Raw genomic sequence first — 11,797 nt, forward strand, 5'->3', positions numbered from 1 at the left:
GCCGCGTAGAGGGGGCCGACACCACTCCGGTGCCGGCCCCCTTCGTCGTGCTCGTCCGTCCGTGTCTTGCCGGCACACTTCGGAAGACGGCCGAGGCAGCGTTCTCGATGATGTATCGACGTTCGAGGTGAAGACCAGCGCTTACCGCGGCCCGCCTGCGCGATCTGCCGGTACGGGAGCTGGCCGCACGGCTGGACGACCGCTTCGATGCCCTCGGCGACACCGGCGACACCGGCGACACCGGCGACACCGACGACACCGGCGACACCGGCGTCATCGATGACATCGGCGGTGCCGAACCGCCCTGGAACAGGCGCGGTTCCCGTGGCTCAGGTCAGTTCGAATCCGTGGTAGTGGGCCACCGCCACTCCGTCGCCTATTTGCCTGTACGTGCCGACGCCGCCGATGAAGGGCATGAAGACGCGTTGTTTGCCGGGGATGTTGGCGCCCATGTACCAGGAGGCGGCCTGGGGCATGAGGGTGAGGGCCGCGAGGTCGTTGGTGGTGTTCACCCAGTTGTCCTCGGCCTCGGGCGCCGCCTCCATACGGTTCAGCCCGTGCTCGCGCAGGTGCTCCAGCGCGCGCGTGATCCAGTCGACGTGGTACTCGATCGAGGTCAGCATGTTGGACAGCACCGACGGGCTCTGCGGGCCGGTGACCATGAACAGGTTCGGGAAGCCGGCCGACATCAGGCCGAGATACGTGCGCGGGCCGTGGGCCCACTTCTCGCGCAGGGTTCCGGCGGCGCCGCGGATGTCCATGGCGCGCAGCGCACCGGTCATCGCGTCGAAGCCCGTGGCGAGGATGATGACGTCGAACGCGTACGTGCGCTCGCGCCCCGCCTCGCCCACGACGATCCCGCGCTCGGTGACGCGCCGGATCGGCTGCACGTTGAGGTCGACCAGCGACACGTGGGGCTGGTTGTAGACCTCGAAGTAGCCGGTGTCGACGCACATCCGCTTGCTGGCGATCGGGTACGTACGCGGCGACAGCTTCTCGGCCAGCTCCGGGTCCCTGACCTTCTCGCGGATCCGGCCGCGTACGTACTCCGCGGCGATCTCGTTGGCGCCGGCGTCCCTGAGGATGTCCGTGAACGCGCTGGAGAAGCACAGGCCGCCGTCGGCCCACCGCTTGTCGAACTCGCGCCGGGCTTCCTCGGCGTCGGCCTCCGCCAGGGACCGCATGCCCTCCGGGCAGCCGAATCCGGTACGCGACATCCGGCTGTGCTCCCGGATCTCGGGGTAGCGCTTCCTGGCAGCCGCCAGGCGTTCCTCGTTCGGCCCGTTGTGCGCCGGTACGGCGAAGCTCGGTGTGCGCTGGAAGACCGTGAGTTCCGCGACGGCCGGGGCGATCGCGGTGATCGTCTGCACGCCGGACGAACCGGTGCCGATGACGGCGACGCGCTTGCCCGCCAGGTCGACGTCCTCGTGCGGCCAGCGGGACGTCCAGTACACCTCGCCCGAGAAGTCGTCCAGCCCTTCGAACACCGGCCGGGACGGTACCGAGAGGCACCCGGTCGCCGCGATCACGTACTGCGCCGTCCGGGACGTACCGTCGTCCGTCGTCACCGTCCAGCGGTGCGTGTCCTCGTCCCAGTCCAGCCGTTCGACGCGGGTGCCGAAGGTGATGTCCTCGCGCAGGCCGTACCGGTGCGCGACGTGCCGCGCGTAGGACAGCAGCTCCGGCTGGGCCGCGTACCGCTCGCTCCAGTTCCACTCCTGCTGGAGCTCCGGATCGAAGGAGTACGAGTACTCGATCGACTCGATGTCGCAGCGGGCGCCCGGGTAGCGGTTCCAGTACCAGGTGCCGCCGACGTCGTCGCCGGCCTCGATGATCCGGGCGTCGAACCCGAGGCGGCGCAGCCGGTACAGCTGGTAGAGGCCGGCGAATCCGGCACCGATGATGAGGACGTCGTGGTGTCGGGACGTGGAGTGGGGCGCAGACATGACGTGGTGATCAGGCATGGCGGGCGCCTTCCTTGGCGAACGAGGCGACGAAGCGGTTGATGTGGTCGGCGACGACCTTCATGCCCTCGTCCTGACCGGGCAGGATGTTCGCCATCTGGAAGTACGCGTGCATCTGCCCCTCGGCCTCCGCGAGCGTGACCCGCACCCCGGCGTCCCGCAACGCCTTCGCGTACGCGACCCCTTCGTCGTGCAAGGGGTCGTACTGGGCGACGTACACCAGCGCCGGGGGCAGCCACGCGTGGCTTGCGGCGCGGAGCGGTGACGCGTCCGGGTGCGTGCGCGCCTCCTCGTCCGCGAGGTAGTGGTCCCAGAACCACACCATGGTGTCCCGGCTGAGCATCAGCTGGTTCTCGGGCGCGAGGCAGGAGTCCGTGTTCAGGTCGCAGTCGGTCACGGGGTAGACGAGGATCTGGTAGTCGATCTTCGGCCCCGCCTTGTCGCGTGCCCACAGCGTCATCACCGCGCTGATGTTCCCGCCCGCGCTGTCGCCGGCGACGATCAGTGGCACGCCCTCGGGAGCCAGTTCCGCGGCGTGCCCGGCCACCCACTCCAGGCCGGTCCAACTGTCCTCGAGCGCGGTCGGGAAGGGGTGCTCGGGGGCCTTGCGGTAGTTGACGAGCACCACGGTCGACCGGGTCATGTTCGCCAGCCGGCGGCCCACGTGGTCGTACTGCAGGTCGATGTCGCCGAGCACCCAGCCGCCGCCGTGGAAGTAGACGATGATCGCCTGCGGCACGCCCTCGGGCTCCAGTACGCGGATCCGGAACCGGCCCCCCTTGCCGTCGAGTCTGTGGTTCCGGACGGCTCCGACCTCCGGGCCCCGGCCGCTCAGACCGGCGAGTACCGGCCCGCTCATCCGGGCGATCGCCGGTGTCGACTCGTGGGCCGCCGGGCCACCGGCCGCGGCCAGCTGGGCCAGGAATGCGTGGGACACGGGTTCCAGCGGCATGACACCCTCACCTTCTTCGGTTCTCGGCTCATGGGTCTTCGGCTTACGCGTCTCCGGCTTAGGGGGCTTCGGTTTACGGGTCTCGGCTTACGGGTCCTCGGCTTCGGCTTCCGGTGCCTTCTCGTCGGTCGCGCGTGTTACGGGCTCACGGGTTCACGCGCTTGCGGGCTCACGGGCTCATGGCGCACCACGGTAAGGTCGGATGCCGCTCAACGGCAGGGCAGTCGGGGCCAGAACTCGGCAGTTCCGGCCACCGCCCCGGTGCCGGTGCGTGCGCGACGCCCCGCAGTGAGGGGGACGACGATGACGACGGCTCATGAAAGGCCCGCGGCCGGGAGAACCGGGGCTTCCTGGGACCACCCGCGGACGATGGTCGGCGTATCGATCCTGTGCGAGTGGGCCGTCCGGCAGGGAGCCGGTCTCGGCACGCTGCTGCGCGGGTCCCGCATCGACCCGTGGCGGCTGGCCGACCCGGACGGGCTGATCGAGGCGCAGCAGGAGATCGTGGTGATCCGTAACCTGCTCACCGCGTTCGACGACCGGGCCGGACTGGGCACCGAGCTCGGGCGGTGCTACCACCTCACCGCGTACGGCTACTTCGGCTATCTGCTCGCGGCGTGCTCGTCGGTGCGGGAGACCCTCCGGTACGGCTTGCGGTACATGCCGCTCACCTTCGCCTTCTCGACGATGTCGGCCCACGTCAGGGAGCCGGGGCAGTACGTACTGGGGATGGCGTCCGATGACGTGCCCGAGGACATCCGGCGGTTCGTCGTCGAGCGGGACGTGGCCGCCACCGTCCAGCTCCAGCGCGAGGTCTTCCCGGGGCCGGGCCAGGTGCCCCTGCGCGAGATCAGGCTGGCGCACGAGATCGGCGAGACCCGGCGGCGCGCGGTGTACCGGGACCATTACCGGGTCCCGGTGCGCTTCGGCCGTCCCCGTACCGAGCTGGTCTTCGACGTGCGGTACCTCGACCAGGTGCCGCCGATGGCGAACCCGCACACCGCGCTCGTCATGGCCGAGCAGTGTGAGCGGGTCCGGGCGGAGCGCCTGCACCGCACCGGCGTCTCGGCCAGGGTCCGCGCCCAGCTGCTCGGCCAGGACTCGCTCGCCACCAGCCTGGAGGAGGTCGCCGAGCAGCTGCACTACGCCCCCAGGACCCTGCGGCGGCACCTGGAGAACGAGGGCACGACCTTCCGGGCGATCCTCGACGAGGTGCGGCGCGGCCTCGCCGAGACCCTGCTCCGCGACCCCTCGGTCCCGCGCTACGAGATCGCCCGGCAGCTCGGCTACCAGGACTGGTCGAGCTTCCTCCGGGCACGCCGCCGCTGGCGGACCGTGGTCCGAGGGACATCGGACCGGTGAGCCGCCTATCCTCGCCGGGTGAGTAGCAGCAGCCACAACCAGCACTTCCGGCGCTCCGTCCGCTCCTGGCTCGTCGTGCCGGAGAGCCCTCGGATGTCCGCGTCGGACCGCTCCCGGCGGTTCCCGTTGCGGTCGCCGGCCGTCGTGGACGTGGTCATCACGGTGGCCGTCCTGGGGCTGTCGGTCTGGAACAGCGTGAAGAACCCGTACCTCGGACCGGCCGCACCGTGGGCCAACCTGCTGCTCGCCGCCCTGGGCGCGCTGCCCCTCCTGGTGCGGCGCCGGCTTCCCGAGGTCACACTGGCGGTCGCGCTCGTTGCGAAGGCCTTCCAGGTCTCGTCCTTCGTCCAGCCCTTCGCCTACTACGCCGAAGGCGCGTACCGCGGACCGCACAGCCGCCGGACGGCCTGGGCGACGGCCGGGGCCGGACTCCTGCTGGTCATCCCCTGGAAGGCCGAGGCCTGGACGCATCCGCGCATGCTGGCCGGCGGTTTCCTGGTCAACTTCGTGCTCGCGGTCCTCGTGCCGCTGCTCCTGGGGCTGTACGTGGGGGAGCGGCGGGCGGTGCTCGCCGGGCTGGTGGAACGGGCCGAGCGCGCCGAACGGGAGCAGCGGCTCCTCGCGGAGGCCGCACGGGCCGAGGAGCGCCAGCGGATCGCCGGTGAGATGCACGACGTCGTCTCGCACCAGGTGAGCCTGATCGTGGTGCACGCCAACGCGCTGGCCACCGTGGCGCACGACCCGAAGGTGACGGCCGAGGCCGCGCAGATCATCCAGACGGCCGGCCGGCAGGCGCTCACGGAGCTGCGCGAGATGCTGGGCCTGCTCAAGGGCGGCCCCGAGACCGCGGACGCGGACGGAGGCGGGGCAGGAGCAGGCGCAGGGACAACGGACGGGGACGGCGACGCCGCGGCAACTCCTGCTACCGCTGCCGTCAGCCGGGTCGCCGCGCTGGCCGACAGCTCACGTGCCGCCGGGCTGCCCGTCACGCTGCACAGCGAGGGCGAGCCCCGGCCGCTCGCCGAACCCGTCGAGCGGGCCGCTTACCGCGTCGTGCAGGAAGCGCTGACGAACGTGCACAAGCATGCGCCCGGCGCGGCCACGGACGTCCGCGTGGCCTACGGGTCCGGGACGCTCAGCGTGAGCGTCACCAACGGCCCGGCGGGCCGCCCGGCCGAAGCGGCCCCCGACGGCGCCGGGCCCCTGCTGCCCAGCGGCGGACACGGCCTGATCGGCCTCGCCGAGCGGGTACGTCTGGCCGGTGGCGACATCGAGAGCGGCCCCCGGCCCGACGGCGGGTTCCGGGTGCACGCCACACTCCCGGCCCCGCCGCGGACCGCCGGCTGACGGACCGGCCGGCAGAGCTGACGAAGCCGCTAGCCGCCGGTGACGCGGAAGGAACGGGTCGCGAAGTCCAGGCCGCCCGGGGACGAGGTGATCTCGTAGCCGAACTGGACGTCGCCGATGGTCTCGTCGCCCCACCAGCCCTGCTGCTGGATCCACCGCAGGACGGGCAGCAGGTCGACCGTGCCCGCCGAGGAGTCGGAGGTGCGCAGGAACGAGTACACCTGGTTCGCGCCGTTGTCGCCCTTGTAGACCTTCCAGGTGGCGCCGCCGAGGGTGACGGTGGCCTGTTCGGTGCCGATCGGGCCGACGGCGCCGGTGTGGTTGACCCAGAGCATGACCTCGTGGTCGTAGTCGCTGTCCCAGATGTCGTACGCGGTGCTGTACGCGCCGGACGCCGGCACGCTCACGTCGTACGAGCTGGTCAGCGAGGTGATGCTGCTGAGCGGTTTGTTGATGACCTTCTTCGCGTTGGGGTAGGACTTCACGCCGGAGGTGGCCGGGTGGTCGGCCGTCACCTCCCACTCCGAGGCGGACTCGGCCCGGATCGTCTGGGAACCGGCGCCCGATCCCCAGACGTTGTTGTAGAGCGTGTAGCCGTCAGGGGTGGTGTACGAGCCGAACGGCTCCGAGGAGGACCAGGTGGCGGCCTGGGCCGGGGCCGCGGCGAAGCCGAGCAGGGCGGTGAAGGCCGCGGCGAGGGCCAGCGGGAGCCGGGTGCCGGGGCGCGGGCTGCGGTGTGCCATGGGAAGACCCTTCCTGTGCTGTGGGGGAGTCGCGCTGTACCGCCGTACACCCTCTGGTCGCTGCTCGCCGGAGGGAGGTTGCCGCCCTCGGCTCAGTCGTCCGCGTCGAGTCGTGCGGACAGTTCCGGGGTTCCGGGCGGGGCCGTCAGGAAGGTGCCGGTCTGGGTGAGGAGCACGTGCCAGGGGCCGGGGGCCCCGGTGGCCCGGACGGTGACGCGCGGGCCGTCCCTGTGGGTGCGGAACACCGCGTCGGGTGCGCCGTCCGGGGCCGGGACCCTGGTGGTCACCGTCTCGCCGTCACGGAGCCGGTGCACGCGCAGGGTCACGTCGTGCCGCCAGTCGCTGACGGCGGTGTCGGACGTGCTGCCGAAGGGGATGACGGAGCCGGGCCGGGCGAGCAGGGGCAGGCTGTCGAAGCCGTAGGTCTCGCGCCGCCAGCCCGGTCCGGATACCCGCTCGCCGGAGAGCAGGTGGGTCCACTCCCCGTCCGGCACGTAGTACTCCACGGTGCCGTCGGCGCTGAGGACCGGCGCCACCAGCAGGTCGTCGCCGAGCATGTACTGCCGGTCGAGGGTGTGGCAGGCCGGGTCGCCGGGGAAGTCCAGCAGCATCGCGCGCATCACCGGCGTACCGTGCTCCGCCGCCTGCCGGGCCGCGTGGAAGAGGTACGGCATCAGCCGGTGCTTGAGCCGGGTGAAGTCGCGGGTGACGGCGACGGCTTCCTCGTCGTAGTCCCACGGCACGCGGTACGAGGTGCTGCCGTGCAGCCGGCTGTGCGAGGACAGCAGACCGAACTGCACCCAGCGCTTGAAGACCTCGGGGCTCGGCGTGCCTTCGAAGCCGCCGATGTCGTGGCTCCAGAAGCCGAAGCCGGAGAGGCCCAGGGAGAGGCCGCCGCGCAGCGACTCGGCCATGGCGCCGAAGGTGGACTCGCAGTCGCCGCCCCAGTGCACGGGGAACTGCTGGCCGCCGGCGGTCGCGGAGCGCGCGAAGAGCACGGCCTCGTCCGCGCCGCGCTCGGCGGTGAGCGTCTCGAAGACCGTGCGGTTGTAGAGGTGGGTGTAGTAGTTGTGCATCCGGGCCGGGTCGGCTCCGTCGTGCCAGACGACATCGGTGGGGATGCGCTCCCCGAAGTCGGTCTTGAAGCAGTCGACGCCCTGCCCGAGCAGCCCGCGCAGCTTGTCCGCGTACCACTCGCGCGCCCCGGGGTGGGTGAAGTCGACCAGGCCCATGCCGGCCTGCCACATGTCCCACTGCCAGACACTGCCGTCCGGCCTGCGGACCAGGTACCCGAGGCGGGCGGCCTCCTCGAAGAGGGGGGACTTCTGGGCGATGTACGGGTTGATCCACACGCAGATGCGCAGGCCCTGGTCCTTGAGGCGCCGCAGCATTCCTTCCGGGTCGGGGAAGACCGCCGGGTCCCAGGTGAAGTCGCACCACTGGTACGCGCGCATCCAGAAGCAGTCGAAGTGGAAGACGCCGAGGGGGATGTCGCGCTCGGCCATGCCGCGTACGAAGCGGGTGACGGTGTCCTCGTCGTAGGAGGTGGTGAAGGAGGTGGACAGCCACAGCCCGAACGACCACGCGGGCGGCAGCGCGGGGCGGCCGGTCAGCGCGGTGTAGCGGTCCAGTACCTCCTTCGGCGACGGGCCGTGGACGACGTAGTACTCCAGGCTCTGGTCCTCGACGCTGAACTGGACCTGGCCGACCGCCTCGGAGCCCACCTCGTAGGAGACCTGGCCAGGGTGGTTGACGAAGACGCCGTAGCCGCGGTTGGTGAGGTGGAACGGGACGTTCTTGTAGGCCTGTTCGCTGGCGGTGCCGCCGTCCGCCTGCCAGATGTCCACCCGCTGCCCGTTGCGGGTGAACGGTGTGAAGCGCTCGCCCAGCCCGTACACCAGCTCGCCGACGCCGAGGGAGAGCTGGGCGAGGGAGTGGTGGGCGCCGTCGGGGGTCGTGGCGAACCCGGTGCCGCGCGCCCCGGCGGTGGTGAGGGGGCGGCCGTCGGCGGTGAAGTCGAGCCGGTACGGGGCCGCTGTGTCGACTCGCAACGACAGCCCTCCGGTGGTCAGTTCGAGCACGGTGCCGTCGCGGTGCACCTTGCCGGCGGGTGTGCTGTCCGGCGCCGTGCGCAGGGTGAAGTGGGGGCCGCGGTCGGCGGTGCCGGCGTGGTGGGTGGCGCGGACGCCGATGACGCCTTCGGCGGGCGAGAAGCACTCCACGGTCAGCAGGGGGGCGTTGAGCGTGTCGCCGCGGTGCCGGACGTGGCGTACGGCGGCGTAGAGGGTGAAGCGGTCGTCCGCTGCCCGGGTGCCGGTGATCTCGGTGGCGTACGACGCATCGACGCCGTCCCGCATCAGCCAGTAGCCGTCGGTGAACTTCATCAGATGAACAGCCTTTCCGGTACGGCGCGTTGGCTACTTGACGGAGCCGCCGGCGATGCCCGCGGCGATGTACTTCTGTGCGACGACGAGCAGGACCGCGGCGGGTACGGCGGACAGCACGGCCGTCGCCATGACCGCGCCCCAGTCGCTGACGTGGGCGCCGACGAACTGGTAGATGCCGAGCGTGACCGGCTTGACGTCGTCGGTGGTGTTGAGGGTCAGCGCGAACATGAAGTCCGACCAGGCGAAGAGGAAGGTGAACAGCCCGGCCGTGATGAGGGCGTTGCGGCTCATCGGGAGCACGATGCGGACGAAGGCGGTGAAGCGGTTCGCGCCGTCGACCAGTGCCGCCTCGATCACCTCACCGGGGAGGGACACCATGAACGCACGCAGCAGCACGATGGAGAACGGCAGCCCGAGCGAGGCGTCGGCCAGGATCAGCCCGAGGTAGGAGTTGACCAGCCCCAGCTCGGCGTACGCGCTGTAGAGGGCGTTGGCGATGACGATGCCCGGCACCATCTGCGTGATGAGCGTGGTGAAGACGACGCTGCGGCCGCCGCGCAGCGCGGACTGCGCCAGCCCGTACGCGGCGGGCGCCGCCAGCGCGAGACAGACGGCGACGGCACCGAGCGCGACGGCCAGGCTGGTGAGCATCGAACGGCCCTGGCTCTCCAGCGCGAGCCGGAAGCTCGTCAGGCCGGGATCGCTCGGGAACCAGTCGACCGCGATGCCCGACGCGGGCTGGAGTGCGGTGTTCAGCATCCAGTAGACCGGGAAGAGCAGCACGGCGAGTATCAGCAGCGCTGCGGCGGTGTTCCAGGCGCCGCGCAGCCGGCGAGCAGGTGTCGGGAGCACTTCGAGATCACTTCCCCTTGCCGAAGTCGGCGCGGTTCGCGCGCAGGTACAGCACGGCGAAGACCGCGCTGACCAGGATGAGGACGGTGCCCACGACGGCGCCCTGGCCGAAGTCGAGGCGCAGGAAGGACAGCTGATAGGTGACGGTGCCCAGGGTCTGGGTGGCGTCGGCGGGGCCGCCCGCCGTGAGGGCCAGGATCAGGTCCAGGATCTTGACCGTGGACATGAAGCCGAGGACGAGGACCACCGTGATCACCGGCCGCAGCATCGGCAGGGTGAGGGAGCGGAACGCCCGCCAGGGGCGCGCGCCGTCCAGCGCGGCCGCCTCGTACAGCTCGCGCGGTATCTCCTGGAGGCCGCCGTAGAGGATGACCATGTTGAACGGGATGCCGATCCAGATGTTGACCAGGACGGCGGACAGCAGCGCCACGCTCGGACTGCTCAGCCACGGCACCCCGCCGTCGGTCAGGCCGACGGCCTGGAGGAAGGTGTTGAGGACACCGTGCTCCTGGTCGAGGATGCGCCGCCACACGACGGCGGACACCACCATGGGCACCAGCCAGGGCAGCAGCAGGACGGCCCGGACGAGCCCGGCGAGGCGGAACCGCCGGGAGAAGAAGACGGCCAGCGCGAGGCCGATGGTGAACTGGCCGAGCAGTGACCCGGCCGTGAACAGCGCGGTGTGCCACAGCGCGTCGGTGAAGAGCGGATCGGCGAGTACCGCACGCCAGTTGTCGAGGCCGTTGAAGGGGGCCTCGCCGGTGAAGTAGGTGGTGGGCGTGTAGTGCTGGAAGCTCATCAGCAGATTGCGGACCAGCGGGTAGCCGAAGAAGGCCGCCATGTAGATGAGCGCGGGCGCGATGAAGAGCCAGCGGAGGAGCGCGGGGCGCCGGGTGAGAGTGGTCATGGCCGGTGTCTCACTTCCCCGTCGAGGCCTGCTGCTGGGCGCGGCGCAGGGCCGCTTCCGGGCTGCTCCGGCCGGTCAGTACGGACTGGAAGGCGCCCGCGAGCGCGTCCCCCACGGCCGGCCACCGGGTGCCGACCCGGGCCGTGCGGGACCGGGCGGTGGCGACCAGCTCGGCGAACGGGGCGAGCTCGGGATTCTGCTCCGCGTACGTCCTGGCGGCGGCGGTGCGGGTCGGTACGTTGTTGGTCGCCTTGCCCCAGTCGAGTTGATTCCGCGGGGTGTTGAGGCAGTCGAGGATCTTCGCGGCGTTCCGCTCGCGGTCCGGGGTGTCGCTCTTCGGTACGGTCATGACGGTGCCGCCGATGGGCGCGACGGCCGTGCCGCCCGCTTCCGGCACCGGGATCGAGGCGACCGCCCAGCGAGTCTTCTTCTGCGCGTCGAGCACCGGCACCTGCCACGGTCCGTTGATCATCATGGCGGCGCGGCCCGCGACGAACTGGTCGTTGACGTCCTGCTGGTTCCAGTTGACGACGGCCTTGGACACGGACCGGTCCGCCACCAGCTGCTTCCACAGCCCCAGCGCCTTCGCGCCGCCGCCGTCACCGAGCCGGGCCTCGTCACCGCCCGAGGACCAGAAGAACGGCAGGAACTGGTAGACCCCGTCGGCGTCCGGACTGGCGCTGAAGGCCAGGCCGTAGGTGCCGTCCCCGGTGAGCTTGCGCGCCGCCGTACGCAGCTCCGCCCAGGTGCGGGGCGGCTCGACGCCGGCCTTCGCCAGCAGGTCGGGGTTGTAGTACAGCGCCAGCGAATTGGCCGAGCGCGCCACACCGTACCGGGTGCCCTGGTACGAGCCGAGGGAGACGGCGCTGCGGGAGAAGCCGGAGGTGGCCACGCCGAGGTCGGCCAGCGGCCGCAGACCGCCGGTCAGCGCGAACTGCGGCAGCTCGGAACCGTCCAGCTCCAGGATGTCGGGGAGCGAACGGGACGAGGCCATCCGCAGCGCCTTGGAGGCCACCTGGTCTGCGGGGACGCTGAGCTGCTCCACGCGCAGCCCCAGCGGCCGGGCGCAGCGGTCGAAGAACTTCTGGTTCTTGGTGTGTTCGGCGGTGTCGGTGGCCGAGTTGAGCACGGTGACCGTGCCGGGGTCCGGTGCCGCGGCGCACCCGGTGAGACCGAGCGCGACCGCTGCGCCCGCCGTGACCACGGCGAGCACGGGTCTTGCTGCGCGGGAGTGCATGGGTCAGCTCCGTTCGAGGGCGGCTCTGGGAAGTGCGACGGCGGTG

The 11,797-nt window shown here is 71.2% G+C and carries 9 protein-coding genes; 2 read left to right on the forward strand and 7 right to left on the reverse strand.

Annotated elements, in window-relative coordinates:
- Positions 1-329: 329 nt before the first annotated feature.
- Both AAC944_RS33035 and AAC944_RS33040 read right to left on the reverse strand, forming a co-directional pair.
- A complete protein-coding gene (locus AAC944_RS33035) occupies positions 330-1,964 on the reverse strand; it encodes a flavin-containing monooxygenase (protein ID WP_368396636.1) in 1,635 nt (544 codons plus the stop codon).
- Positions 1,957-2,916, reverse strand: a complete 960-nt coding sequence (locus AAC944_RS33040) for an alpha/beta hydrolase (protein WP_030608975.1) — start codon at positions 2,914-2,916, stop codon at positions 1,957-1,959. Before AAC944_RS33040 ends, AAC944_RS33035 begins: the two co-directional genes overlap by 8 nt.
- A 369-nt stretch (positions 2,917-3,285) precedes the next feature.
- Here AAC944_RS33040 and AAC944_RS33045 point away from each other — a divergent pair, with 369 nt between their 5' ends.
- Positions 3,286-4,278 carry an AraC family transcriptional regulator gene (locus AAC944_RS33045; protein WP_196942792.1) on the forward strand — a complete coding sequence of 331 codons (993 nt, stop codon included), beginning with the start codon at positions 3,286-3,288 and terminating at the stop codon, positions 4,276-4,278.
- An 18-nt stretch (positions 4,279-4,296) separates the two neighbouring features.
- Positions 4,297-5,625 carry a sensor histidine kinase gene (locus AAC944_RS33050; RefSeq protein WP_051871436.1) on the forward strand — a complete coding sequence of 443 codons (1,329 nt, stop codon included), beginning with the start codon at positions 4,297-4,299 and terminating at the stop codon, positions 5,623-5,625.
- A gap of 29 nt (positions 5,626-5,654) precedes the next feature.
- Here the strand turns inward: AAC944_RS33050 and AAC944_RS33055 are convergent, their stop codons facing one another.
- The 5 genes from AAC944_RS33055 to AAC944_RS33075 form a co-directional block, all read right to left on the reverse strand.
- Positions 5,655-6,368 (reverse strand): GH12 family glycosyl hydrolase domain-containing protein, encoded by a 714-nt coding sequence (locus AAC944_RS33055; RefSeq protein WP_030608969.1) that lies wholly within the window; start codon positions 6,366-6,368, stop codon positions 5,655-5,657.
- 92 nt (positions 6,369-6,460) lie between these two features.
- Positions 6,461-8,752 (reverse strand): alpha-xylosidase, encoded by a 2,292-nt coding sequence (gene yicI, locus AAC944_RS33060; RefSeq protein WP_051871435.1) that lies wholly within the window; start codon positions 8,750-8,752, stop codon positions 6,461-6,463.
- 33 nt (positions 8,753-8,785) lie between these two features.
- On the reverse strand, positions 8,786-9,607 hold the full coding sequence (locus AAC944_RS33065; RefSeq protein ID WP_030608965.1) for a carbohydrate ABC transporter permease: 822 nt from the start codon (positions 9,605-9,607) through the stop codon (positions 8,786-8,788).
- Positions 9,608-9,614: 7 nt separating this feature from the next.
- Positions 9,615-10,514, reverse strand: coding sequence for a carbohydrate ABC transporter permease (locus AAC944_RS33070; RefSeq protein WP_037771336.1), 900 nt, complete (start codon positions 10,512-10,514; stop codon positions 9,615-9,617).
- Between the two features lie 10 nt (positions 10,515-10,524).
- The gene (locus AAC944_RS33075; RefSeq protein WP_030608961.1) at positions 10,525-11,751 is read right to left on the reverse strand and encodes an extracellular solute-binding protein; all 1,227 of its coding nucleotides are present in this window, start codon (positions 11,749-11,751) and stop codon (positions 10,525-10,527) included.
- Positions 11,752-11,797 lie beyond the last annotated feature (46 nt).

It is taken from the genome of Streptomyces sclerotialus (genome assembly GCF_040907265.1).
In the GTDB taxonomy this organism is placed as follows: Bacteria; Actinomycetota; Actinomycetes; order Streptomycetales; family Streptomycetaceae; genus Streptomyces; species Streptomyces sclerotialus.